Source organism: Hyphomonas sp. UBA4505, from assembly GCF_002388685.1.
Classification (GTDB): Bacteria; Pseudomonadota; Alphaproteobacteria; order Caulobacterales; family Hyphomonadaceae; genus Hyphomonas.
Genome location: NZ_DGMZ01000012.1, coordinates 1306526 through 1330844, shown reverse-complemented (window position 1 = coordinate 1330844; position 24319 = coordinate 1306526). Strand labels below are relative to the sequence as shown.

At 59.0% G+C, this 24319-nt stretch carries 22 protein-coding genes and 1 tRNA gene; 12 read left to right on the top strand and 11 right to left on the bottom strand.

The genetic code is table 11. The annotated features are described in order from the left end of the window. Nucleotides 1-6: 6 nt before the first annotated feature. Both B3527_RS15760 and B3527_RS15755 read right to left on the bottom strand, forming a co-directional pair. Entirely contained in the window at nt 7-1998 is a 1992-nt protein-coding gene (locus B3527_RS15760; RefSeq protein ID WP_290480563.1) for a tetratricopeptide repeat-containing sulfotransferase family protein, read from the bottom strand. An 83-nt stretch (nt 1999-2081) separates the two neighbouring features. Continuing rightward, nucleotides 2082-4652 (bottom strand): TonB-dependent receptor, encoded by a 2571-nt coding sequence (locus B3527_RS15755; protein WP_290480564.1) that lies wholly within the window; start codon nt 4650-4652, stop codon nt 2082-2084. A gap of 252 nt (nt 4653-4904) precedes the next feature. Between B3527_RS15755 and B3527_RS15750 the strand changes: the two genes are divergently transcribed. Next, entirely contained in the window at nt 4905-6539 is a 1635-nt protein-coding gene (locus tag B3527_RS15750; RefSeq protein ID WP_290480565.1) for a BCCT family transporter, read from the top strand. Nucleotides 6540-6554: 15 nt separating this feature from the next. Here B3527_RS15750 and B3527_RS15745 read toward each other — a convergent pair whose 3' ends face one another. The 4 genes from B3527_RS15745 to B3527_RS15730 all read right to left on the bottom strand — a co-directional run bounded on the left by B3527_RS15745 (nt 6555) and on the right by B3527_RS15730 (nt 10056). Next, nucleotides 6555-7844 carry a hypothetical protein gene (locus tag B3527_RS15745; protein ID WP_290480566.1) on the bottom strand — a complete coding sequence of 430 codons (1290 nt, stop codon included), beginning with the start codon at nt 7842-7844 and terminating at the stop codon, nt 6555-6557. A gap of 118 nt (nt 7845-7962) precedes the next feature. After that, nucleotides 7963-8039, bottom strand: a tRNA-Arg gene (locus B3527_RS15740). Between the two features lie 68 nt (nt 8040-8107). Beyond that, complete coding sequence (locus tag B3527_RS15735; protein ID WP_084333497.1) at nt 8108-9076, bottom strand: serine protease; 969 nt, start codon at nt 9074-9076, stop codon at nt 8108-8110. Further along, nucleotides 9076-10056 (bottom strand): P1 family peptidase, encoded by a 981-nt coding sequence (locus B3527_RS15730; RefSeq protein WP_206992007.1) that lies wholly within the window; start codon nt 10054-10056, stop codon nt 9076-9078. Before B3527_RS15730 ends, B3527_RS15735 begins: the two co-directional genes overlap by 1 nt. Before the next feature lie 80 nt (nt 10057-10136). Between B3527_RS15730 and ggt the strand changes: the two genes are divergently transcribed. Then, on the top strand, nt 10137-11954 hold the full coding sequence (gene ggt / locus B3527_RS15725) for a gamma-glutamyltransferase (RefSeq protein ID WP_290480567.1): 1818 nt from the start codon (nt 10137-10139) through the stop codon (nt 11952-11954). 5 nt (nt 11955-11959) lie between these two features. Beyond that, the gene (locus tag B3527_RS15720; protein ID WP_290480568.1) at nt 11960-12550 is read left to right on the top strand and encodes a thymidine kinase; all 591 of its coding nucleotides are present in this window, start codon (nt 11960-11962) and stop codon (nt 12548-12550) included. Here B3527_RS15720 and hemW read toward each other — a convergent pair whose 3' ends face one another. Both hemW and rdgB read right to left on the bottom strand, forming a co-directional pair. Beyond that, nucleotides 12551-13717: a radical SAM family heme chaperone HemW gene (gene hemW / locus B3527_RS15715; protein ID WP_290480594.1), complete on the bottom strand. Its 1167-nt coding sequence runs from the start codon at nt 13715-13717 to the stop codon at nt 12551-12553. It lies immediately after the preceding gene. Nucleotides 13718-13719: 2 nt separating this feature from the next. Further along, complete coding sequence (gene rdgB, locus B3527_RS15710; protein ID WP_349677867.1) at nt 13720-14328, bottom strand: RdgB/HAM1 family non-canonical purine NTP pyrophosphatase; 609 nt, start codon at nt 14326-14328, stop codon at nt 13720-13722. A 133-nt stretch (nt 14329-14461) separates the two neighbouring features. On the opposite strand from rdgB, the gene B3527_RS15705 reads away from it, so the two are divergent. From B3527_RS15705 to B3527_RS15685, 5 genes are all read left to right on the top strand, one after another. Then, nucleotides 14462-14983: a DUF2975 domain-containing protein gene (locus B3527_RS15705; RefSeq protein WP_242517450.1), complete on the top strand. Its 522-nt coding sequence runs from the start codon at nt 14462-14464 to the stop codon at nt 14981-14983. Nucleotides 14984-14994: 11 nt separating this feature from the next. Beyond that, nucleotides 14995-15234 (top strand): helix-turn-helix domain-containing protein, encoded by a 240-nt coding sequence (locus B3527_RS15700; protein WP_027839066.1) that lies wholly within the window; start codon nt 14995-14997, stop codon nt 15232-15234. Next, nucleotides 15235-15621 carry a hypothetical protein gene (locus tag B3527_RS15695; protein ID WP_206992002.1) on the top strand — a complete coding sequence of 129 codons (387 nt, stop codon included), beginning with the start codon at nt 15235-15237 and terminating at the stop codon, nt 15619-15621. A 42-nt stretch (nt 15622-15663) separates the two neighbouring features. After that, a complete protein-coding gene (locus tag B3527_RS15690) occupies nt 15664-16161 on the top strand; it encodes a CreA family protein (RefSeq protein ID WP_206992001.1) in 498 nt (165 codons plus the stop codon). Nucleotides 16162-16228: 67 nt separating this feature from the next. Then, nucleotides 16229-16669: a group III truncated hemoglobin gene (locus tag B3527_RS15685; protein WP_034816928.1), complete on the top strand. Its 441-nt coding sequence runs from the start codon at nt 16229-16231 to the stop codon at nt 16667-16669. Here the strand turns inward: B3527_RS15685 and rph are convergent. Further along, complete coding sequence (rph, locus tag B3527_RS15680) at nt 16666-17391, bottom strand: ribonuclease PH (RefSeq protein WP_256434947.1); 726 nt, start codon at nt 17389-17391, stop codon at nt 16666-16668. The two genes, B3527_RS15685 and rph, sit on opposite strands and share 4 nt — an antisense overlap. Nucleotides 17392-17480: 89 nt before the next feature. Between rph and B3527_RS15675 the strand changes: the two genes are divergently transcribed. From B3527_RS15675 to B3527_RS15665, 3 genes are all read left to right on the top strand, one after another. Further along, nucleotides 17481-19151 carry a formate--tetrahydrofolate ligase gene (locus B3527_RS15675; protein ID WP_290480571.1) on the top strand — a complete coding sequence of 557 codons (1671 nt, stop codon included), beginning with the start codon at nt 17481-17483 and terminating at the stop codon, nt 19149-19151. A 65-nt stretch (nt 19152-19216) separates the two neighbouring features. Continuing rightward, on the top strand, nt 19217-20308 hold the full coding sequence (hrcA, locus tag B3527_RS15670; RefSeq protein WP_206991998.1) for a heat-inducible transcriptional repressor HrcA: 1092 nt from the start codon (nt 19217-19219) through the stop codon (nt 20306-20308). After that, complete coding sequence (locus tag B3527_RS15665; protein ID WP_034816921.1) at nt 20305-20919, top strand: nucleotide exchange factor GrpE; 615 nt, start codon at nt 20305-20307, stop codon at nt 20917-20919. Before hrcA ends, B3527_RS15665 begins: the two co-directional genes overlap by 4 nt. Here the strand turns inward: B3527_RS15665 and B3527_RS15660 are convergent, their stop codons facing one another. Together B3527_RS15660 and B3527_RS15655 are read right to left on the bottom strand one after the other, a co-directional pair. After that, the gene (locus tag B3527_RS15660; RefSeq protein ID WP_290480572.1) at nt 20920-21756 is read right to left on the bottom strand and encodes an SMP-30/gluconolactonase/LRE family protein; all 837 of its coding nucleotides are present in this window, start codon (nt 21754-21756) and stop codon (nt 20920-20922) included. A 77-nt stretch (nt 21757-21833) separates the two neighbouring features. After that, entirely contained in the window at nt 21834-22046 is a 213-nt protein-coding gene (locus B3527_RS15655; protein ID WP_051608005.1) for a DUF2061 domain-containing protein, read from the bottom strand. A 304-nt stretch (nt 22047-22350) separates the two neighbouring features. On the opposite strand from B3527_RS15655, the gene dnaK reads away from it, so the two are divergent. After that, nucleotides 22351-24264 carry a molecular chaperone DnaK gene (gene dnaK, locus B3527_RS15650; protein ID WP_034816917.1) on the top strand — a complete coding sequence of 638 codons (1914 nt, stop codon included), beginning with the start codon at nt 22351-22353 and terminating at the stop codon, nt 24262-24264. Nucleotides 24265-24319 lie beyond the last annotated feature (55 nt).

Here is a 24319-nt window from a genome sequence, read left to right as displayed (position 1 = left end):
CGACTCCTATTGGGGCGCGAGGTCGGGTCCCAGCGCGGCTTTCAGTGGATCAAGGTGTGCCTCATAAGGGCGCCACTGCTCAACCCCGCTTTTGTTGATCGGACGACGAACCTGCTCGGAGCTGGCCGTGCGCACGGCCCGGTCAGTCTTGTGAAAATTCACACAGGCCTGATCAAACGGCAAACCACAATAATCGAGAATCCGCCGAACCTGGCCTTCCAGGTCTTCCAGGACATCCTCGTGCTGAACGCGCAGGACTCGCCCTTCCGGGAGAACACTGTCCCAATGCGCCATCAGATCGACATAGCCGCGATAGTAGTTTCCAATATCATCGAGGCTGTAGGTGAACTCCTGACCTTCCGCGAAGAGTTGCTTGAAGCCCGACCAACAACAATCCATCGGGTCGCGCCGCGCATCGATGATCTTGGCATTGGGCAGGATCAGATGCATCAGGCCGATATGCCGGAAATTGTTCGGCATCTTGTCAGTGAAGAAAGCCGCTCCCTGACGATGGATGCCTGTCGTCTCAATATATTCCTCACCGAGCGCAGACAGCTCATCGGCGGAAAGTTCATGCAGGATACGCGGGTAGCGCTCCCGGTCTGTCAGTTGCTTGCGCCCCCGCAGGCGATGAGCAAGTGACAGGATATTGGGAAGCTCAAGCGTTCCGTCCACGTCTGGGTGCGACGCGAGAATCTGTTCGATCAAGGTCGAGCCCGCCCGCGGAAGGCCAAGAATGAAGATCGGGTCTGGCGCGGGGCAGCCCTTACCGGCCTGAGCTTCAAACAGGTCAGCCGTACAGATTGCTTTTTGCGCGTCGAATTCCGCATGCATCTGGTCGGTCGTATAGCGAACCGTCTGGTGCTTCAGCGCGTTGCCTTGCGCGTAGGCCAGGAATGCGGCGTCATGATCGCCGCGATCCTCATGGGCCTTGCCAAGCGCAAACGCGATGTGGACGCGGGACATATGGTCAATATCGAGTGCAGCAAACTGGGCTTGCATACGGGCGAGTTCATCATCGCCGAATGTGTAGGTCTTGAGATTTGCGAGACCGTACCAGGCATCCCCCTGCCCCGGCGCAACATCTGTTGCCGCCTTGTATGAACTGATTGCCTCTTCGGTTCGACCATAGGTTTTGAGCGCATGTCCCCGCGAGACCAGCGTAGCAGGATCACCGGGGATTTTCTGTAGCACCCGTTCAAAATGGTCCAGCGCGGTTTCATAATCACCCGCCTGCATACTCTCGATGGCGAAATGCGACTGGAATAGCGGATTGTCCGGATCACGCGCCATCAGAACTCCAGCCTGCTCCAGCGCTGCTGCAAATTTTTGCCGCTTGCGCAACACCTGAATATAGTCGAGCCGCAACTGCACATTGTCCGGATCAAGATCGACCGCGCTTTCAAGCAGGAATTCTGCATCCTCCTGAACACCGAGGCGGGACCCGATATCCGCCAGCAGGCGCATGCCTTCGACATGGGTCGGGTGCTTCTGGAGAAACGCTCTGGCGATTTCCTCCGCCCGGAAGACGCGGCCCTCATGAATATGATTTGTCACCGCTTGCAGCTCACGCGGAAGCGCGCGTACACGGTCTGCCTGCGCGCGGGCGTTGGTCGCCGCGTCCGTATTGCCCGCCTGATGGTACAGGTCTGCTAGCGCAGACCAGCTTGCCATCAAGGCAGGATTGTAGCGGGTCGCGCGCTCAAAAGCGCCGACGGCTCCGGACAGATCTCCGAGCTTGCGCTTGAGATGCCCCTCTTCCTGATAAGCGCGGCCGAAATCCGGTGAGAGCGACTTCAACGCGTCCAGATGCGCGAGCGCGTCCGCGCTGCGACCTTCATAGCGCGCGCAAACTGCCGCCATGTAGAGCGCTTCCTTATGAGTCGGCTCGCCAGCAAGAAGCGCATCGGTGATTTGTCGGGCGGTTGCAAAATCGCCAGACTGTATGGCTTTCTGCGCGTCCCGCAGGGCGAGGTCCGGATCAGAGATTGCGGTCATCGTGGTGCCTGAAGTTCCCGTCAAATAAAAGCAGCGCCCTGAACCTGTCAGGGCGCTGCTTCAGTATCAAGTAGGCGTATGTCCTAGTAGTCGTAGGAAACGCGAATACCGATTGTGCGCGGGCGCATTGGCGTGATGCGTTCGCGGTCATAAACGAAGCTGCCACTAAGCTCGGCATATTCGTTGGTCAGGTTCGAGGCGAAGATCTCCGCGCCCCAATTGTCGCCCGTGACGCCCATCGAGCCGCCCAGGGTGACATAGCCATCAAGGTCCATCTTGTTGATTTCGATGACATCACTGACGGAGTCGTCGGAGAACACGATCTGCGGCATGACATGCGCGGTGAGGCGCTGGCCAGCCACTTCCTGCTCGAGATCCCACTCATACCGAACACGCAGATTGCCCTGGTAGGCTGGCGCGAAGGCAAGGTCGGAACCTTCTACAACGTCATCTGTCGGCACGAGCACTTCGGTGATCTCGGTGTCGAGCAGCGAGAACGCACCTGCAATGGTCAGGCCGTCAACCGAGGCCGGCGCCCAGGTGAAGTCGCCTTCAAGGCCCTGGATCTCGGCATTGGCTGCGTTGTCAGAGAAGAACAGGTTCACGATCGAAGGATCGAAGATTGTGGTCTGCAGACCTTCAATGTCGACGAAGAAGGCTGACCCGTTGAAACGCAGCGAATTGTCGAACAGTTCGGTTTTCCAGCCGAGCTCGTAATTCTTCACTTCGTCCGTATCGACAGCATATGGCACGGTGTAGCCGCCTGGGCCGGAAGCACCGCCCGGACGGTTCAACAAGCCGGCGCGGAAGCCTTCCGAGTATGTAGCGTAGAACATCACGTCGTCCGACGGCGTCCACTCGCCCGTCAGCTTGTAGATCATACCGTCGGTTGACGCCTTGTCCGGCGTCCCTGCCGGGCCGTTCGGGCCATACAGGAACGAAATGTTCGTACCGAACACTTGCTGGTCGGTATCTGCGAACAGGTTGAAGAAGGACGAGTTGGCACTTCCTTCAAGGTCGACTTCGACGTCATAGTATCGTGCGCCAGCCGTGATGGCGAACTGGTCAGAGATGTCGAAGGTGGTCTCGCCGAAGAGGCCCATCTGCTGATCGGTGCGCAGAATATCGTTTCGGAAGATAACGCCTTCCGGGAACGGACCGGCAACGCTGTAGTAACCGGGGGACGCACTGCCGATTTCGCCTGTTACGTCCGTTTGCGTCAGCGGATAGTTCGGGGCAAAGCCGATCGATCCGTCTGTATAGGCCACCTGCGTTGAGCCCGGATAGACGAAGTCATTACGCTCAGCCAGCTCCAGGTCGCTGTAGAAGGCGCCGAAGGTGGCGCGCCAGCGATTCTCGCTCGGCGTATTGAAGCGCAACTCATGCGTCTGCACTTTCGTCTCACTGTGTGAGTTCACGAACAGGTTCGGCGCGTAGCAGTTGCCCGTCGGCGCACCCGCTGGATAGGTGACCGAGTAGTCACAGATATAGTAAGGCAGGTACTGGCCGACGAAGAGATAGTCGGAATAATCGACCGTCTGGTCTGTCGTGCGGTCCGTATACGCACCGGTATAGAGCGCCTCAAGCGCGCCGATGCGGCCTTCCAGCGTCCATGAAGTGTTGTGGAACTTGTCTTCGATATTCTCCGGTGTGAAACGGACAATATCATAGTCATCCAGTTCGGGATCTGCGGCAAACACACCGTCGGACTCGATCTGCTGCTGAGCATGCGTGATCAGCAGGTCCCAATCTTCATTGATCTGGTACATGCCGCTCAGGCGAAAGCCCTGATAGGTGACATCATTGATGTCATTCTCGACAATGTTGCTGTTGTTTGCGTCAACGAAATTGACACCAGACAGATCAGCGCCTGCCTGGAAGCCCTCGCGCTGGGCACTCACGGGCACGCCATTGCCACGCACAGTGCCTTCGGTACGGAACCGGGCGGAGTCGCGTACAGACAATGTGCCGCCGACATTGTCGATATAGCCACCTTGAGTATCACTATAGACGACCCCACGCAGCGCCAACTTGTCATTGACGGGCACATTGATCATGGCCTCGACACTGTTGCTCATCTCACCGCCATCGGTGAACGAGGTGGACGCATTGAACCCGGCATCAAAGCCACTGAAGGACGGCTTGTTGGTAATCATGCGGACCGTACCGGCCTGCGAGCTTGAGCCGAACAGTGTGCCCTGAGGTCCGGACAAGACCTCTACGCGCTCGATATCGGCTGCATAGACGTCCAAATTCCGGCCCGGCTGGGCCAGCGGCTGCTCGTCGAGATAAAAGCTGACATTGGGGGCGAGACCGGCGACGCCTGCAACCGTCAGGTTTGGCGTGGTGGATGCGAGACCACGAATATAGATTGTATTCTGACCGGGGCCGGAACCACCTGCCGTGACGCCAGGCAGTTGGACAAGATAGTCCGAGAAATTCTTGACGCCGAGCTCTCTGAGCTGCTGCTCGCCGAGCGCCGTAACTGCGACGGGCACGTCCTGTGCGCTTTCCGAACGCTTGGTCGCCGTGATGGTCACTGTTTGAAGCCGTTTCGCGCTCGCTGGTTCCGCTGGAGCGTCCTGCGCCAATGCAACCGGCGCGACCAGTCCAGCCATCGCAATCAGCGAGGCCCCGTACTTGAGTCTATTCATGTGTGTTCCCTTTGGGTCGTCTCCAGCCATGGCGCGCCAGAATAAGCGGCGCGGCTCGGTACACATGGCTGCTCGATGGTTCCGAAGTACATTTTTATTTCGATGATAGAAAGGTTTCGCCCAGCTATTCGTCGGGTAACTACGGGAATCTTATGCAAACTGTTGCATCAAACCCTCACTCTTCACGATAGCGCGGACAGTTTCCTCAGAACAATGCTTTGATAATCGACGTACTTGCGGCACAAGCCCGGCATGGACACACAAGCCCCCGACACGCCGTCAGACCTGATTCCCGAGGACGAAGAAGCCCTTTTTGTCTACGAAACCGATTACGAGATCGGGCAGGACAATATCGAGGTCGCCGGGCTGAATATTCACAATCCTGTTTTCTTCCTGAGCGCCGGACTGATCATCGTCTTCTCCGGCCTCACGCTGCTCTTTCCGACAGTTTCGGCGGAGTATTTGACAGCGGCCCGAACCTGGACGCTGCAAAGCGCTGACTGGCTCTTCGCACTCACCGCCGTGCTCGTATTCGGCTTCTGCATCGCGCTGACCATCAGTCCACTAGGAAAAATCCGGTTGGGCGGACCGACCGCGACGCCGGACTTCAGTATCATGTCCTGGGTGGCGATGCTGTTCGCGGCCGGCGTGGGTGTCGGATTCATGTTCTACGGCGCAGCCGAACCGCTTGCTTATTATACTGACTGGTATGGCATGCCGCTGAATGCCGAACCGCTTTCAGCCGAAGCGGAACGGCTCGCGTATAGCGCCACGATCTTCCATTGGGGGCTCGCGCCCTGGGCGATCTATGCGATTGTCGGGCTCGCACTCGGATTCTTTGCGCACAATAAGGGCCTGCCTCTCAGCATCCGTTCGGCTTTCTATCCTTTGCTCGGTGAGCGGGTCTGGGGCTGGCCGGGGCATATCATCGACCTGTTTGCGGTTGTCTCGACTGTGTTCGGCCTCGCAACGACCATCGGCATCGGCGCAACGCAGGCGACCAGTGGGCTAGCTTACTTGCTCGGCTTTGAGCCCAATGTCGGCATCCAGATCCTGCTTATTGTCGTGATGACAGGGCTTGCAGTCCTGTCCGTTCTTCGCGGTCTTGATGGCGGCGTCAAACTGCTCAGCAATATCAATATGGGCATCGCCTTTGCCCTGCTCGTCTTCGTGATCATTGCCGGACCAACCATCCTGATCTTTACCGGTATGGGCCAGAATTTGCTCGCCTATATGACCGACACGCCCGCCCTCACCAACTGGATACGGCGGCCGGACATCGCCTGGTTTCATGACTGGACCATATTCTATTGGGCCTGGTGGATTTCCTGGTCGCCCTTTGTCGGCATGTTCATCGCCCGCATTTCGAAGGGGCGGACAGTGCGCGAATATTTTGCGGTCGTTCTGTTTGCACCCGTCACAATTGGCATCATCTGGTTTACCGCGTTCGGCAAAACTGCGATCGCCCAATTCAAGACCGGCGAAGGCGAACTCGGCGAGGGCATGGGCAGCGCGTCTCTCGTCCTGTTCCAGATGCTGGCAGACCTGCCCTTCTCGGCCATCACGTCAGCCGCAGCCATCCTGCTGCTGGTCGTCTTCATCGTGACCTCGGCAGACTCCGGCGCACTGGTCGTCGACACGATTACCAGCGGCGGCAAGACAGATTCTCCCCGGCGCCAACGCGTATTCTGGGCCTGCTTGATCGGCCTGACAGCATCGGCCCTGCTCTATGGCGGCGGCACGGATGCGCTGCAGTCACTGCAGGCGGGCACGATCACGGCGGCCCTGCCCTTTACGCTGATCCTGCTGACCTGTTGTCTCAGTCTCTATATTGGTATGCGGGACGAATATCGCAGCATGAACCAGAGCGACGCGGCGGGGTTCTAACAGCCCGCCCTGCACTCAACAGTTCTTCCAGATGTCTCGGCAATAACTTGTATACACCCAGCCATTGATATTCACGACGGCCCTGTGGTCCTGCCCCGTTGCCCCTTCACCCGGAAACCAGCCAGCATGGCCGTAAACCACCTCGCCTGTGTCCAGCAGCAGAGTCACTACATGGCCATCGAAATAGTATTGCCCCGCAACGGGCCCTTCTGTGCCGCCACCGGGAAGAGATGACGCGCGCACATGCCCGGCCATGAACCGTCCATCCGGCAGGAAAAGGATGTCCCGCGGCTGAAGCTCGGACAGGGGAAGGTTCCCGGTTAAAACCTCATCGAAGCGCGCCCGGCCAATACCGATCCGCAGGTCCAACAACTCCCCTTTTGCAAACTTCCGATAGGTTTCGGCCTTTCGGTAAGTGAAACGCCCACGCTCGAAGGAAGCGCCCGTCCAGTCCGAGCTTCTTGAAAGACTCTTCATGTCCAAATCATCCGCAGAACCGCGCCAGAAGTACCGCTCGCATCCGAGCATGACCTTCCACGGTGACTCGACCTCATAAGGATCAAATAGCGCCGCATCCCAGTTCATGCAGGTGATCGCGCTTGCAGCAAAATCCCGCGATCGCTTCGGGAAGAGCACCAAAGTCTGGGTTTCGTCCTTGCCCGCAAAGCTGACCGCGTCGAAGCCGCCGCTGTCGATCATGCGCACCATGCCAACCGGCTTGCGATCCGGCGATACACGCTTTCCCAGCCCCTGAGCGCTCATGGCGGCCCGCACCTGGTCGCCCGTCATGCCGGCTTCGGAAACCTGAGCGCGGCCCATCAGGTACTCTATGACCTCCTGCATGATTTTATTGGACAGCACGGAAATACTCATCGCCGATGGCCCGGACGGCACGCCACCCAGTATCTTGTCCTCCTTGACGGCCTCATCAAGAATCAGCGCGCTTTGCAATCCCCCCGCTTCCCAGTGCCCCATCGAGAGAAGGGTGCATCTGGCGACCGGTCCCCCGCTGCGCGCGGAGAAACCTGCGAACGAGGTTTTTGTCTCGGCATTCGCCAAGGATGGGCAATCGGCCCGCCCGGCGAAAAAGCCCTTCACATACTCAAACTTTTCCTCATGCGTCAGGTTTGGCCGCACATCGCTGACGATGCCAACATTGATTCCCGGCAGGTCCGGTCGTGTCAGATAGATACTGTTGGGGGAAACCTCGACCGTCCATCCGGCCATTGGAATGTCCTGCGCACTCGCCGTCGGCAAGGCAGTGGCGAGCACGGTCATTCCAGCCGCGACACAAAACGAACGCATAAGAGTCCCCACACTTAGTTGCTTGTCGCAACAGTGTTCAACACGCGCGCGAACAGGGTCAACCCAATCCCCCGGAAAAACCGAAAGGGGCTCGTTTCAAATGTTTAAGGAAGGAAAATGGCACACCCGGAGCGATTCGAACGCCCGACCCCCAGATTCGTAGTCTGGTGCTCTATCCAGCTGAGCTACGGGTGCCTGCCGTTTGGAAGGCGGACACATACAGTGAGGAATCGGGGGATGCAAGCCTGTTTGCCACGCAACTGTCATTCCTCTGCAGTGGCGGCATCACCGGCAGGTGCAATCCCCGTTACAGCGCTGATCCAACCCGAATATGCGCTGACCCGCATATAGATTCCCGGACTGTCCGGCCGGGCACATCCCAGTCCCCAGCTCACCACGCCTATCTGGACCGGGCCATGCTCATAACTGCGCAGCATGAGTGGTCCGCCGCTATCGCCCTGACACGAATCCACGCCTCCTGCGCCCGCGCAGATCTGCGTCTGCGGATCTACCGCCACACCAGTCAGCTCGTCCTGCAACCCATACTCAGAAATGCGTGCGGCGGTTTGCTTCTGGCATGTCTGCGCATCGACCAAGGGCACATAGCCCTCCTGCAAAATCAGGCTCGGCGCGGTGACATGGCGACCCGTCCGACTGGTTCCAGCTTCGCTGCGAGCGGTTTCGCCAACCTTGCCATATCCTGCCACGAGCGTGTCGGCATAGGACCCCGTCATATCAATGGCTGTCGCCGTCAATCCATCAAGCGACGCTACTTCACCTTCCCAGCGGCCTTCGATACGCAACAAGGCCAGATCATGTCCGCGCTCGGGATTGCCGGAATCATAGTCCGGATGAACAACGATCCTGGAGACCGGAAACAGTGCGCTCGATGGCACATCCATCAACGAGCCGCGACCTATCGCCAGCCCGACTGGCCCAAACCGCTCCATCGTGCGACCGGTTGCATCCGGAAAATACTGGACTGCACGTCCGTTGCTCTCAACGCGAATTCCTTCAACGCAATGTCCCGCCGTTATCGCCCATTCCGGAGAGATCATGGTTGCGCCGCATTCGTGGAACACGGACCGTCCTTGCAAGGCCTGCAGCGACGCCATGCCGGGCCAATCCGCAGGATCTGCTTCCTGACCACCCACAACACAGGCCGTGGCCAGCGCCAGCAATCCTGCTCCAATTCCGATCTTCCACCCGCGCTGCATACGCCTGTCCCTCATCAGCGATTGGCTTCATGCACCCCCCGTGCAATGGCCCGGGCGAGTGTGGAGGCGGCCAATTCTCCGATCCTCGCAATGAGTATGGCACGCTTCTCCTGCGAGGCAATCTGGCCTGACGACATTACGAACAAGGCATCTCCATCAAACGGCGCAAAGACCGGCCGGATGGCACGAGAGAAGCCGGACAGCGCCATCTGCGCCACCCGCTTCGCTTCACTCGCTGTCAGAATTACATCCGTGGCGATGCAGGCGATGGTGGTGTTCTGGCCGAGCGCCGGGTTGGACTTCGCAGCGCCCCAATCCTCTGCATCGGCGACATAATCTCCGGGTGGACGCTGGCCCCCGAATTCCCCATCAATCTCGAATGGCCACGACCAGAACGCTTCTGTGCCGGGCATGAAGACTGATCCGAAACAGTTTACCCCGGCCAGCGCGCCGACGGTAATACCGTCATGCGTCACGATACTGGCAGAACCGGTCCCGCCCGCAAACGCCCCCGCCCGCGCACCATAGGCCGCCCCGGCCTGACCAAGCGCCAGCTCTGTGCCACGCGAACGATACGCCGCCAGGCCGAGGGCCGCATAAGGAGAAACTTCGCCCCAGTCCTTGTCGCCACCATTGGAAAGATCATAGAGGATCGCCGCTGGCACAATCGGCGTTCGCGGCACGCTCGTTAACGGCACGAGCGCGAAACCGCGCCCCTCCTGCTTCAGTCCTGACGCCACGCCGTCTGCCGCTGCGAGACCGAATGCGCTGCCGCCGGAGAGACAGACCGCGTCGATGCCATCGACCAGCATGCCCGCCGATAGAAGGTCGGTTTCGCGCGTACCGGGGCCTCCGCCGGACACTGCCACCGCCGCGATCGCAGGTGCATCCGGCACGATCACGCTGACACCTGAACGGACACTGGCATCCTCAGCCTGCCCAACCTTTATGCCCGGCACGTCCGTAATGGTATTTCTTGCGCCTGGTTTTGCCATAAGCTGCGGCCCTGTCTTTCCCTTGTGAGGCATGTTTCATAAGGTCTGCTGCAACACACGCCAAGCTGAAGGGGCACTTTATGAGCCGTTTGCCGATTCTCCTCGCCTGTATTGGACTCTCCGCCTGTGCGCCGGGCGACGATAGACCGTTCAACGCGACCGAAGAAGCGAGCCGCGCTGCTGAGGCTGCCGCCCAGTCCGTAGAAGAAGGTGTCACAGCGGCTGAAGCCCCAGCCACGAATGCCTGGACGAAAGGCGCCATGGTCGCCGCAGCGGACCCTCGCGCGGTCGAAGCGGGTCTCGAAATGTTGCGTCAGGGCGGATCGGCGATTGATGCGGCCATCGCCGTGCACTCAGTGCTTGGATTGGTCGAACCTCAAAGCTCCGGCATCGGCGGTGGTGCCTTCATGGTTTACTATGATCGTGCCAAGGACGAGATCACCGTTTTTGATGGACGTGAAGTTGCCCCCGCATCCACGACGCCGGACCATTTCATGAAGGATGGCAAGCCGCTTGGGTTCCTTGAAGCCTGGCAGTCCGGCAAGGCCGTTGGCGTGCCCGGCCAGATTGCGCTCTACAAGACTTCTCACGAAGCGGCTGGCAAACTCGAATGGGACGCCTTGTTCCAACCAGCCATCAAACTGGCTGAAGATGGGTTCGAAGTCTCACCACGCCTTGCCGGCCTGCTGGCCAATCCGCGCCTGCGCGGTGCAGTACGGCTCGACGATCTGCCTGCCTCATCCGAGTACTTCTATCCGGGTGGAGAGCCGCTGCCCATCGGATTCATCCGTACCAATCCGGACTATGCCGCGACATTGTCTGCCATCGCGGATTCCGGACCAGCCGCTTTCTACGAAGGCGACATTGCACAAGCCATCGTGGACGCGGTCAACGGGGATGCTGTTCCGGGCGATATGAGTCTCGAAGATCTTTCGACCTATTCCGTCAAAGTCAGGCCAGCCCTTTGCGGTGATCGGACAGATCACTATCGCATCTGCTCGGCACCACCCCCTTCTTCCGGCGGCGTGACGCAGAACATGATCATGGGACTCTATGATTTGCTGGAGCCAACCGACGAGACGAGCATGACCGAAGAAGGCTATCTCAAAGCCTTTGTCGACGCCCAACGCCTCGCCTATGCGGACCGCGATCATTATCTGGCCGATGCTGATTTCGTCCCGGTACCCTCAAAAGACCTGATCAATCCGGCCTATCTGCGCGTCCGCGCCAAAGAAGCCTTCGCACCGGATGCGGCCTCCTTCCCGGGTGATCCCGGCGTTGCGCTTGGACGAGACCCAATCCGCCCGCTCTGGGGAGAAGACGCCACCGAGCACGCGCCCGGCACCACGCACATCTCCATTGTGGATGCAGATGGCAACGCCGTCTCCATGACCGCCACCGTAGAAGCGGCTTTCGGCTCGTCCCTCATGGTTCACGGCTTCATGCTAAACAATGAGCTGACAGATTTCTCCCGCGAGCCGACAAAGGGCACCAAGCCCGTCGCGAACGCACCCGGCCCATTGAAACGGCCTCGCAGTTCGATGTCTCCAACAATCGTCTTCGATCCCGATGGTGACCTGTTCATGGTCACCGGATCACCGGGCGGCAATTCCATCGTGGCCTATGTCTCGAAAACGCTTGTTGGGGTTCTTGAGTGGGGCAAGACAGCTCAGGAAGCCATCGAACTGCCGAACATTATCGCGCGCGGTGATACTGTTGGCGTGGAAATCGATGTTCCAGGTGGCATGGAAGCCGCCGAAGCCTTGCGTGAAATGGGATATGATGTGGAAGAACGTGAAGGCGAAAATTCCGGCCTTCATGTCATCATTGTGAGGGAGGATGGCCTCGAAGGCGGCGCCGATCCGCGCCGGGAAGGCGTTGCGAAGCATCTGGATTAGGCTTCATGGCCAAGCTCTATTTCTCCTATGCCGCAATGAATGCCGGCAAGTCGACGATCCTGTTGCAGGCGGCCTACAACTACCGCGAACGCGGTATGGAGGTTCTTCTCCTCACATCCGCGCTCTACAAGGATGATGAGGAAGGGCACATTTCATCCCGGATCGGCATCGGCGCCGACGCGGTTCTCTATACGGCGGACACGGATTTGTATGCGCTTATCGGCGATGCGATGGCCGGTCACAAGATGAGCGCGATATTCGTCGATGAGGCGCAATTCCTGACCAAGACGCAAGCTTGGCAGCTCGCGCGTGTCGCGGACCATCTGAATGTACCTGTGCTGGCCTATGGCCTGCGAACAGATTTCCAGGGAGAACTGTTCGAAGGTTCAGCCGCGCTGCTGGCGATTGCCGACTCGCTGCGGGAGATCCGCACGATCTGCGAGTGCGGCCGGAAGGCCACGATGGTTGTGCGGCTTGGTCCGGATGGAAAAGCCCTTACCGAAGGCGAACAGGTCAGTATCGCCAAGGCGACGTACCTCTCACTTTGCCGCCGCCATTGGGAGCAACGCATGGGACGCTTCCCACCTGCACCTTGATCAGGGAGACAGTTCAGCAGTCAGGGCATCTGCGAGAAGCCGTCCGCGCGCGGTAAGGGCGAGCCTTGGTCCGTCTTGCACCATCCAGCCTTCTTCGACGAACACATCGATCTTGGCCTGCGAGAGTGTCCGGCCTGAAATGCTTTCGATCCTTGTCCGGTCGATCCCGGATGATGGTCGCAATCCCATGGCCAGCAACTCTCTTGCATTGTCTAGCGGGTACAGCTTGGACGCCTCAGACCATCCCGACGCAAGAGCTTGCACGTTTGCGATATAGGCCGCCGGCTGACGCTCAGCCTCTGAGGCATAACGGTTTCCACCTACGCTGAGCCGACCATGCGCACCAGGACCCACACCGATCCAGTCACCGCCATTCCAGTAGATGTTGTTGTGACGAGACTGGTATTTTTCCGACATGGCATGATTGGAGATCTCGTAAGCAGGCAAGCCGGCTGCAGAAAGCACATCTTGCGTCAGCTCGTACAAATCGGCCTGGTCATCATCGTCCATCGGAGTGATCTGGCCGCGAGCCGCCGCCTTGCCGAAGGCCGTACGCTCCTCGATCGTCAGTTCGTACAGGGATATATGGGGCGCACCATACTCCAGAACATCTGCAAGCTCCGCCTGCCACTCATCCTCTGACTGGCCGGGTCGGGCATAGATCAGGTCGATTGAGACATTCGGGAATATCTTCATGGCCCGCCTCAAGGCTGCGCGCGCGACGTCGCTATCATGATCACGGCCCAAAAAAGCCAATGCATGATCCCGAAGAGATTGTATGCCGATGGAAAGCCGGTTGATACCTGCCGCCTTCAGCCCCTCAAGGTCCATGCGCATGATGTCATTCGGATTGGCTTCAATTGTAATTTCAGCATCGTGTTTCAGGCCGAAACTGTCACCGGCAGCAGTGACCAGCCCGGCAATGGCGTCGGGGGCCAGCAAGGACGGCGTCCCTCCCCCAAGATAAAGACTGTCCGCCGCCCCATGCTCTGGCATGCGCGGACGATGGATCGCAATATCTTTCCGGATTGCCTTCAACAAGGGTTCCGGGTCGCGGTCCTTGGCTGCGTACACATTGAAGTCGCAGTATGGGCAGATCTTCGCACAGTACGGCCAGTGGATGTAGACTCCAAATCCATATTGTGGACCGAACTGAGCGGATTCCATCGTCACGATAGCAGCGCCGCTTTGAGCTTCTCAACCGCCCGTGCGCGGTGACTCATCGCGTGTTTCAAAGCGGGCTCCATTTCGCCAAACGTGATCGATTCCCCATCTGCGACAAAAACAGGATCGTATCCGAAGCCCTTGTCCCCACGTGGCGGCCAGGTCAGCTCCCCATGGACTTCGCCCTCAAACACCTCCGCATGACCGTCTGGCCAGACAATGGCCAGCGCGCAGACAAATTTCGCCGAACGGTCGGTGGCGCCAATATCATCGAGTTCGCGCTGAACTTTCTCCATCGCCTTGCCAAAGTCGCGCGGTTCGCCCGCCCATCGGGCTGAGTAAATGCCCGGCGCGCCGCCCAAAGCTGTAACAGACAGGCCAGAATCGTCGGACAGCGCCGGAGCACCCGTAGCCTCAGCCGCCGCCCGCGCCTTGAGGATTGCATTGCCGGCAAACGTCGCTTCGGTTTCTTCCGGTTCGGGCAAGTCGAGTTCAATCGCCGAGACGACCTCAAAGCCCAGAGGCGCGAACAGATCCGTCAGCTCGGATACTTTGCCCTTATTATGGGTCGCCGCGACCAGCCGTCCGGGCGAGAGCCTTCGAATCATGCTAATTTCACCCATTCTGTATTGGCCCTATTCTTGCTTTTGTCATTAAAGTATATATCGTTATTCGGTAAGCCTTGCGTCTTTAGCGATAAAGTCGAGCGGCTCCATGTCAACAACGCCGGAAGGTGAAAAGATACGCATGAGTACAAACGCGGGAAACTCCATGGCCGCCATCATGACCGTGCTGGTGACGATTGTCATGTGGATGACTGCCCTCATCGGCGCAATCGTTATCCTCGCAGCCGGGATAGAATTGATCTCCATGTTGTCAGGCAATCCAATCAATATTGGCGGCATCAAGATCGACGACCATGATATCAGCGTGCACGAACTCAGCGCAGGCCTGCTCGGCGCTGTTGTGGTGGTCGCTGCTGTCGTCTTTGTCTGTCTTGAATTGCGCAAGATCCTCGCAACCCTGTCTGCAGGTGACCCGTTCGTACCGGATAATGCTGGTCGGCTCACGCGAATCGCCATCGCCATCGCGGTGACACAACTGATGCGGTACGCGATCGCATTGGTGATCGGACTGACAGCCGAAGGGGCAAAAATACAATTGTCTTTCGACCTTATCGCATGGGCATCGGTTGCGGCGCTCTTCATCCTGTCCCAAGTCTTCCGTGAGGGCACTCGCCTTCGCGACGAAGAAAAAATGACGATTTAGGAGCACAGGATATGTCCATACGCGTAACCCTCGACCGAGTGCTTCTAGATCGCCGCATGTCTCTGACGGAGCTATCAGAACGCGTTGGCGTAACGCTGGCCAATCTTTCGATCCTGAAAACCGGCAAGGCCAAAGCAGTGCGGTTCTCCACACTTGAAGCCTTGTGCCGGGAACTGGATTGCCAGCCAGGTGATTTGCTTGTCTTCGACGACGAGGATTCGGCGGACCATGAACAAGTCGCGGCCGAATAGGTGACGCGTCTCCGCCTCCTGCCGTTCGAACCAGGCGATGTCGTTTCGGTCCGGTTTGGAGTGGTCCTGTCGCATTATGGCGTAGTGACCTCCCGCGGGACAATCATCAGCAATTCCCGCCTGCATGATGGTGTCGTCGAACAAAGCCCCGATCAGTTTTCGACCGGTCGTGAGATTCGCCTGCATCGCCGCTACAGCTCGCTGGATGGCCACCTCGTGGAAAGCCGCGCCCGTCGCCAGCTTGGCCGTGACTATGATCTGTTCGGCTCCAATTGCGGCCATCTTGTCCGCCATGCGCACCGCCGCAAGCCAACGCCGATGCAGATTGGGGCAGCGACTGTCCGCGCATTGGGCGACATGCTATCCAGCAAGCGAAATCCTTACTGACTCAGACAAGGAACGTCGAAGGCCTTTCGGCGTAGCTACAGCATGACCCACAAGATTGCCTGCGCGATGCTCGCCCTGATCCTGCCCCTTGCTGCGTGTGGCGGTGACAAGGAAGTTGGCGAATTCAAGAATGACTGGCTCGGCAACGAGATCAAGATCAAGCAGTTACAGGATCCCGATATTCAGGGTATCGTCTGCCATCTCTCTTATTTTGATCGTGGCGTCTGGGACAGGCTTGGCAAGGGCAACTGGTTTGAAAACCCGTCCAATTCCTCGATATCATGCCTTCAGTCGGGCCCGATCCGCATCGGTCGGATTGATCTGGACAAGTCCGGCGAGGAAGTGTTCGACCAGAACCAGAGCCTGGTCTTCAAACAACTTGCCGTCCGCCGGATTTACGATGCCGATTCCGACAGCCTGATGTACGTCTCCTACAGCCGCAAGATCGTCGACGGCTCTGCCAAGATGAGCCTGTCGACCGTGCCGCTGTTTGGGCGTGATGTGACCTGGCAAAATGGGAAGCCGGCTTCCGGCAATTAGTCCACCGACACATGTTTTCGGCAATTACGTATGGACGCCGGACAGTTCGGCGCCCATGTGCGGCTGCATGACAATGAGAGTCCGATCTGCTGATGATCGTCGCCGCGAGATTCAGGAAAACGCCACGCGCCTCGGCATCGACGAGGCGTTCATTTCCGATCTTGTCGAGCGGTTCTATGCCCGCGTCCGCGCCCACCCCCTTCTGGGCCCGGTTTTCGAGCAAGAGATCAGAGACCAGTGGCCATCCCACCTCGCCAAGTTGAAGGATTTCTGGTCGTCGGTGTCCATGAACACGGGTCGCTATTCCGGCAAGCCTTTCCCGGCCCATATGAAATTGACGGGCATCACGCCCGCCCATTTCAATATCTGGCTCGCCCTGTTCAGATTGACGCTGGAAGACCTGTCGGACAATCCGGAAACGGTGGACTACTTCATGGAACGCGCCAATCGCATAGCCCGCAGCTTCCAGCTCGGCATGTTCGAACTGGGCAACGGCCCCGGCATTTAGCCCAGCGCGGCCTTCTGCGCGTCGAACAGTTCCATACAGCCTTTTTCCGCGAGTCTCAGCATTTCATCGAGCTCAGGACGGGTCATTGGGCGCTCTTCGCCGGTGCCTTGCACCTCGATAAAACCACCATCGGAACTCATCACGACATTCATGTCGGCTTCACCGCGTGAATCTTCCGGATAGTCGACATCCAGAACCGGGTGGTCCTGGTAGATGCCCACAGAAATGGCGGCCGCCTGCTTTGTGATTGGATCCGCAGAAATCACGCCTTCGGCACGCAGGTAACGACAGGCCATGGCCAAGGCAACAAATCCGCCGGTGATCGAAGCCGTGCGCGTGCCGCCATCGGCCTGCAACACGTCACAATCTATGGTGATCTGGTTCTCGCCCAGCGCCTTCAAGTCACACACTGAACGCAGGGAGCGACCAATCAGGCGCTGAATTTCCTGCGTGCGACCGGACTGTTTGCCGGAGGCTGCTTCCCGCCGACCGCGTGTATGTGTTGCGCGCGGCAACATGCCATACTCAGCGGTGACCCAGCCCTTGCCCTGCCCTTTCATCCAAGGCGGGACGTTCTTTTCCCAACTGGCGGTGCACAGGACATGCGTGTTGCCGAACTTGGCGAGGCATGAGCCTTCAGCATAGCGCGTGACATTGGTCTCCAGCGTCACGTCGCGAAGCTGGTCAAAAGCGCGTCCGGATGGACGAATAAGCGTGCTCATTTTGAATTCCTCATTGCTGCCCTGCCTGATTGCGGGTTTTGACGCGCCTGTCTACACCGGGAGAGAGGTTCATAACCGCCGGGGGAATCATGCCGACAGATATCGAGATCGCCAGAAGCGCCAAGAAGCGCCCTATTCACGAATTGGCCGAAGCGCTCGAGATCGATCCAGAAAACATTATACCCTATGGCCATGACAAGGCGAAGATCGCAACCGGTCACCTGACGGCTATAAAATCAAAGCCCAATGGCAAGCTGATCCTGGTCACCGCGATCAACCCGACACCTGCTGGCGAAGGCAAGACCACAACCAGTGTCGGACTGACAGACGCAATGAACCGGATCGGCGAGCGCACCTTGCTCTGCCTCCGTGAACCTTCGCTCGGCCCCTGTTTCGGGATGAAGGGCGGAGCCACAGGCGGCGGCCAGGCGCAAGTGGTGCCGATGGAGGACATCAACCTCCACTTCACGGGTGACTTCCACGCGATCACCTCCGCCCACAATTTGCTGGCGGCCATGATCGACAATCACGTCCATTGGGGCGGGGACAGCGGCATCGATCCCACACGGATCACATGGCGCCGCGTCATGGACATGAATGACCGCAATCTGCGCAGTGTCGTAACGGGCCTCGGCGGCAGCCCGAATGGCACACCGATGGAAACCGGCTTCGACATCACTGTCGCATCCGAAATCATGGCAATCCTCTGCCTGGCAAAGGATGCCCACGACTTGCAAGCCCGGCTGGAGCGCATGGTGATCGGCTATCGCCGGGGGCGCGTGCCTGTCACGGCGAAAGACATGAATGCGGTCGGTGCCATGATGGTCCTTCTGAAGGACGCCATGCTGCCCAATCTGGTCCAGACCCTGGAGGGCAACCCAGCACTCATTCATGGCGGCCCGTTTGCCAATATTGCGCATGGCTGCAGCTCTGTGATCGCCACGCAAGCCGCACTCAAGATGGCAGATTTCGTCGTAACGGAAGCTGGCTTCGGAGCAGATCTCGGCGCGGAGAAGTTCTTCAATATCAAATGCCGCCAGGCTGGCCTCGCGCCCAGCGCTGCGGTGCTCGTCGCGACCGTTCGCGCGCTGAAGATGCATGGCGGCATCGCCAAGGAAGACGCCGGCACCGTCAGTTACGACTCGCTCGAAAAGGGCCTTGCCAATCTTGGCCGCCATATCGAGAACATGAAACAGTTCAACGTCCCGGTCGTCGTGGCAATCAACCGGTTTACCTCGGACACATCCGGTGAAATCGCCGCAATTGAAGCCTACTGTGCCCAACAGGACGTACCCGTCTCCGTCTGCACGCACTGGGCTGAAGGGGGGCATGGCGCCGAACATCTTGCGCACACAGTTGCCAATCTTGCGCGAAACGCACCGGCAGATTTCGAACCGCTCTATCCGGCGGAAATGCCTCTCTTTGACAAGATCGAAACCGTGGCCCGGCGCATCTATCGTGCCAGCCATGTCGAGACGACCCCTTCGGTACGCAACCAGCTGGAACGTTGGGAAAAGGCAGGCTTCGGCCATTTCCCTGTCTGTATGGCAAAGACGCCCTACAGTTTTTCAAGCGATGCCAAACTGATTGGCGCGCCCGAAGACCATGTTCTCAAGCTTCGTGACGTGCGCCTGTCTGCGGGTGCGGGGTTCGTCGTGGGAATCTGTGGTGACATTGTCACCATGCCGGGTCTTCCCCGCCAGCCTGCTGCGGAAAACATGCACCTCAACACCCTGGGTCAAATCGAAGGCCTTTCCTGATTGGTGCTCAGCAGGCGGGATGAAACCTGTTGAACGCAGCGCGGCACACGCCTAATCAATAAGGGATGATCCAGCCACTCGACACGCAATCCCTGTTGCAGCGCCTTGACCAGCGTTCACGCGACATTTTCCGTGAGATTGTCGAAGGCTATCTGACCACAGGCGAGCCTGTCGGCTCCCGCACCTTGTCGAAAAGCGGGATAGCCCTCTCTCCTGCCTCCATCCGCAATGTGATGGCGGATCTGACTGAACTCGGCCTGCTGGAATCGCCCCACATCTCTGCCGGACGCGCGCCGACCCATACCGGCCTGCGCCTGTTCGTCGACGGCTTTCTCGAAATCGGAGAGCCCAGCCGCGCCGACCGTATGGAGATTGATGACCGCCTCAAGTCGGCGGGCACCAATATCGAAGCGGTCATGGGCGAAGCCTCGAATATCCTGTCCGGCCTGACCGGCGGTGCAGGCCTGGTCACGTCCCCAACCCGCGACGCCGTGGTCAGGCATGCCGAATTCGTACCGCTCGGCGGACGCGAAGCGCTCTGCGTCATCGTCACAGAGGATGGCGATGTCGAGAACCGTATCGTTGAAGTACCCGAAGGGCTGCCGGCAACGACGCTGATCGAGGCGGGTAATTATCTCTCAACGCGCGTGCGCGGTCGCACCCTGACGGAAGTCGCCAGCGATATCCGTCAGGAATTGCGCTCGCATCGCGCCGCGCTGGATCAGGCCGCATCCTCGCTGGTGGAACAGGGACTGGCGCAATGGAGCGGTGATGCACCCGGACGGGGACGCTCCCTGATCGTGAGGGGCCGCGCCAATTTGCTCGAAGACGCACAGGCCGCAGAAGATCTCGACCGGGTACGCCAGCTGTTCAACGAGCTTGAACGCCAGCAAAGCTTGCTCGATATCCTCGACACAACCCGAGAAGCGGACGGTGTGCGGCTGTTCATTGGTGCGGAGAACCAGCTTTTCCCGCTATCGGGTTCAAGTGTGATTGTGGCTCCCTATATGGGAGGCGGAAAACAGGTTATTGGCGCACTGGGCGTGATCGGCCCCACCCGGCTGAACTATGCCCGCGTCATACCTATGGTCGATTATACGGCGAAAGTGGTCGGGGAACTCCTCTCCACACGCCGCAAAAAGGATACGCAAGGATGAGCGACGAAACCAAACCCGGCGAAACCGCTGAAATTGATTCCAATACTTCCAAGGCTGACCTCAAAGCGGCTGCGGACGATATCCTGAAGTCTGCGCCCAAGCAGGAAGACGCACCCGAAGCGCAAGCGGACGTGGATCCTGTGCAGCAACTTGAGATCGAGAAAGAAGAGCTGCGCGAGCAATTGCTGCGAACGCTGGCCGACCTCGACAATACGCGCAAGCGCGCCGAGCGTCAGGTGTCCGACGCGCGCGTCTACGCCATCGAGAAATTTGCCGGCGACCTGCTCAGCGTTTCGGATAACCTCTCCCGCGCCCTCGCCGCCCTGACCGATGAAGATCGCGCTGCCCTGTCAGAAGCTGGCCGGAACCTGTTCGAAGGCATCGAGATGACGGAGAAGGAGCTGCACACAGCCCTCGCCCGTCATGGCGTTACGGTGATTGCCGCCCTGCCCGGCGACACATTCGATCCGAACCTGCATCAGGCCGTCGCCAACATCCCGTCCGACCAGCCAAACGGCACCATCGCCTCCTGCTTCCAGCCCGGCTGGAAGATCGGCGAGCGCACCTTGCGCGCCGCCATGGTCGCCGTCAGCGCAGGCGCGGCGAACTGATCAACGCCCCACCTTCCACGTCGTAACGGTGTTCTGCCGCCAGTTCGGCACGATGACCGTATCGCCGATCACCGTCAGGTCATTCTGAGAGACCGGTTCATCAAACAGGGTGGCGACCGCGCCATCTTCGCCGACATAGTGGATCTGGCCGGGCCAGGACGAGACGAGATAGCCGCCGCCCGGCACGAGCCCGATCCCGTCGGCATTTTCCATGCCGGCGGCAATCTCGGTCAATTCGCCCTCTGCGGTCACGCTGAACAAGCTGCCGGTTGTCATGGTAGAGACCAGCATCCGGTCGCCATCGCCCAACAGGCCATTCACGCCCACCAGCCGCTCATCCTGCAGCCAAAGCTCAGCCGTACCGTCTGATATCCGGTAGATCGCCGCATCACCGGAATCCGACACATAGATCGCGCCGTTCCAGTCGGTCGCATCATTGAGAAATTTGGCGCCCTCAATGCGGACTGAGTCCAGTCGCTCGCCGTCTTCGACGTTGAACATCACCACGCTATCAATGTCGGCGGCATACAGAGTCCCGTCCAGCACGGCCATGCCCTTGGGCGCGTCCAGTTTCGCTGTCCAGTAACGCGTCGTGATACTGCCGTCGGATGCAAGATGAGAAATGTAGCCATTCCCATCTTTGTCAGTCCCCTCTCCGACCACGTTCGAAATGAAGTATCCGCCATCCGGCGCAGCAGCGACACCTTCTGGACTTTCAAAGCCTTCCGCAATCCAGGCCTGCTCAATGCTCGCGACAGAGAGCGCCTTGTTGACGGGCTCTGACGTGCAGGCCGCCAATAGACAGATGGAAAAGATTGGAACGAAGGTGCGGATCATCTGGAGCCTCCCCGGCTTCTGCTTTTTTGGCACTATGCCCAGCAGGATACCTAAACGTCCAGAAGTTCCGGGATAATTCAGCCCAGCGGCTCGGGCGCGGTGCGCCCACGGCCGGGCAGGCGCTCCCACAGGCGCTCATGAAACGTGTAGGCGAGGGTCTGCACGGCCGGTTCAATCATTCCGATGGCCAGCGCCGCATGCCAGTTACGCGTCAGGGCAAACGCCACGGCAATAGCGACCGTAAAGTGCATCAGGCTGTATGTGAGTGTCTTGATGAGTTGGCGCGGCATGATATTTCCTTTCACACCAACTGACATAGTGAGACTGAGAACCATTATCAAATAAATTGCTGTTGGGGTTGCTATAGGGCCGACCTATAGCAGCAATGCACCAAAATCCTGTACAGCTACGTATTGTTCCCCCCTTGAGACGCGCTAAACCCTTCCCATATCGCAAGACGAACCGGCGCACGGATCAAAACCGTTTCCGCCGCCTCATTTGAACCCTTGGAAAGAGCCACTGGCTGTCCGGGGCTGCTGAGCAGACCGCAACAGAACACGGCCCGTGGCGGCTTGATAAAAAGAGAGATGCAACATGAGCAAAATCATTGGTATTGACCTTGGAACCACCAACTCCTGCGTCGCCGTCATGGAAGGCGGACAGGCAAAGGTCATTGAAAACGCAGAAGGCCAGCGCACAACCCCGTCCGTTGTGGCCTTCACTGAAGGCGGCGAACGCCTGATCGGCATGCCGGCCCGGCGCCAGGCTGTCACCAACCCGGATTTCACCTTCTACGCCATCAAGCGTCTGATCGGTCGCCAGTTCGACGACCCGACCGCGCAGAAGGACAAGGAAATTTCCCCGTTCGAAATCGTCAAAGGCCCGGCAGGCGACGCCTGGGTCAAAGGTCGCGACAAGGATTACGCACCACAGGAAGTGTCTGCTTTCATCCTGACCAAGATGAAGGAAACGGCTGAAGCCTATCTCGGCAGCGAAGTGACCCAGGCGGTCATCACCGTGCCTGCCTACTTCAATGATGCGCAACGCCAGGCAACCAAAGACGCCGGCAAGATCGCGGGTCTTGAAGTCCTGCGGATCATCAACGAGCCAACCGCTGCGGCCCTCGCCTACGGCCTCGACAAGGACGAACAGTCCAAGACGATCGCAGTCTACGACCTTGGCGGTGGTACGTTCGACGTCTCCCTGCTCGAAATCGGCGACGGTGTGTTCGAAGTGCTGTCCACCAATGGTGACACGTTCCTCGGCGGTGAAGACTTCGACCTCCGGATCGTCGACTTCCTTGCAGAAGAGTTCAAGAAGGATCAGGGCATTGACCTGAAAGCCGACAAGCTTGCCCTTCAGCGACTCAAGGAAGAAGCCGAGAAAGCCAAGAAAGAGCTTTCCTCTGCCAGCCAGTATGAAGTGAACCTTCCCTTCATCACGGCAGATGCGACCGGCCCCAAGCACCTCAATATCAAGCTGACGCGCGCCAAGTTCGAAAGCCTTGTCGAAGACCTCGTCAAGCGCACCATCGAACCGTGCAAGAAAGCGCTCGCAGATGCTGGCAAGTCTCCTTCCGACATCGACGAAGTCGTTCTCGTGGGCGGCATGACCCGCATGCCGGCGGTTCAGGAAGCCGTGAAGAAATTCTTCGGCCGCGAGCCGCACAAGGGCGTGAACCCGGATGAAGTTGTTGCCATCGGTGCAGCGATCCAGGGCGGCGTGCTGCAAGGCGACGTGAAAGACGTGGTCCTGCTTGACGTGACCCCGCTCTCGCTCGGTATTGAAACACTGGGCGGCGTGTTCACACGCCTGATCGACCGCAACACGACGATCCCGACCAAGAAGTCCCAGGTGTTCTCGACGGCTGACGACAATCAGCCTGCCGTGACGATCAAGGTCTTCCAGGGCGAGCGCGAAATGGCCGTCGACAACAAGATGCTCGGCCAGTTCAATCTCGAAGGCATCCCGCCAGCACCGCGCGGCTTGCCTCAGATTGAAGTGACCTTTGACATCGACGCCAACGGCATCGTGTCCGTGTCCGCCAAGGACAAGGCCACGGGTAAAGAGCAGCAGATCACCATCCAGGCGGACGGTGGCCTGACGGACGAGGACATCAAGAACATGATGGCCGACGCCGAAGCCAATGCGGGCGAGGACAAGGCACGCCGCGAACTCGTCGAAGCCAAGAACCAGGCCGAAGCGCTGGTGCACCAGACCGAAAAGCAGGTCGAGGAGCATGGCGACAAGGTGTCTGACGAGGTGAAAGCCGAGATCAAGACGGCGTCCGACGAGCTGAAAGAGGCCCGTGAGGGCGACAACATCGCTGACATCCAGGCCAAGCATCAGGCCCTGATGACGGCCGCCATGAAGCTCGGCGAGGCAATCTATGCCAGCCAGCAGGATGAGGCGGCCACTGCGGACGCAGCCGCCGATGCGGCAGCCGACGGCGATGATGTGGTCGATGCCGACTTCGAGGAAGTCGATGGCGACCAGAAGTCTGCCTAAGGCGGCTGACTACACCTAAAAGAAAAACCCGCCGGATCGCTACGGCGGGTTTTTT

Coding starts and splice junctions, on each gene's coding strand:
- B3527_RS15735 (WP_084333497.1), bottom strand. CDS start 9,076: ATGAGGGACAGGCGTATGCAGCGCGGGTGGAAGATCGGAATTGGAGCA.
- B3527_RS15665 (WP_034816921.1), top strand. CDS start 20,305: ATGAGCGACGAAACCAAACCCGGCGAAACCGCTGAAATTGATTCCAAT.
- B3527_RS15660 (WP_290480572.1), bottom strand. CDS start 21,756: ATGATCCGCACCTTCGTTCCAATCTTTTCCATCTGTCTATTGGCGGCC.
- B3527_RS15655 (WP_051608005.1), bottom strand. CDS start 22,046: ATGCCGCGCCAACTCATCAAGACACTCACATACAGCCTGATGCACTTT.
- ggt (WP_290480567.1), top strand. CDS start 10,137: ATGAGCCGTTTGCCGATTCTCCTCGCCTGTATTGGACTCTCCGCCTGT.
- rph (WP_256434947.1), bottom strand. CDS start 17,391: ATGAGCACGCTTATTCGTCCATCCGGACGCGCTTTTGACCAGCTTCGC.
- B3527_RS15750 (WP_290480565.1), top strand. CDS start 4,905: ATGGACACACAAGCCCCCGACACGCCGTCAGACCTGATTCCCGAGGAC.
- B3527_RS15755 (WP_290480564.1), bottom strand. CDS start 4,652: ATGAATAGACTCAAGTACGGGGCCTCGCTGATTGCGATGGCTGGACTG.
- hemW (WP_290480594.1), bottom strand. CDS start 13,717: ATGGAATCCGCTCAGTTCGGTCCACAATATGGATTTGGAGTCTACATC.
- B3527_RS15720 (WP_290480568.1), top strand. CDS start 11,960: ATGGCCAAGCTCTATTTCTCCTATGCCGCAATGAATGCCGGCAAGTCG.
- B3527_RS15690 (WP_206992001.1), top strand. CDS start 15,664: ATGACCCACAAGATTGCCTGCGCGATGCTCGCCCTGATCCTGCCCCTT.
- dnaK (WP_034816917.1), top strand. CDS start 22,351: ATGAGCAAAATCATTGGTATTGACCTTGGAACCACCAACTCCTGCGTC.
- B3527_RS15730 (WP_206992007.1), bottom strand. CDS start 10,056: ATGGCAAAACCAGGCGCAAGAAATACCATTACGGACGTGCCGGGCATA.
- B3527_RS15685 (WP_034816928.1), top strand. CDS start 16,229: ATGACAATGAGAGTCCGATCTGCTGATGATCGTCGCCGCGAGATTCAG.
- B3527_RS15700 (WP_027839066.1), top strand. CDS start 14,995: ATGTCCATACGCGTAACCCTCGACCGAGTGCTTCTAGATCGCCGCATG.
- B3527_RS15745 (WP_290480566.1), bottom strand. CDS start 7,844: ATGCGTTCGTTTTGTGTCGCGGCTGGAATGACCGTGCTCGCCACTGCC.
- B3527_RS15760 (WP_290480563.1), bottom strand. CDS start 1,998: ATGACCGCAATCTCTGATCCGGACCTCGCCCTGCGGGACGCGCAGAAA.
- B3527_RS15675 (WP_290480571.1), top strand. CDS start 17,481: ATGCCGACAGATATCGAGATCGCCAGAAGCGCCAAGAAGCGCCCTATT.
- B3527_RS15705 (WP_242517450.1), top strand. CDS start 14,462: ATGAGTACAAACGCGGGAAACTCCATGGCCGCCATCATGACCGTGCTG.
- hrcA (WP_206991998.1), top strand. CDS start 19,217: ATGATCCAGCCACTCGACACGCAATCCCTGTTGCAGCGCCTTGACCAG.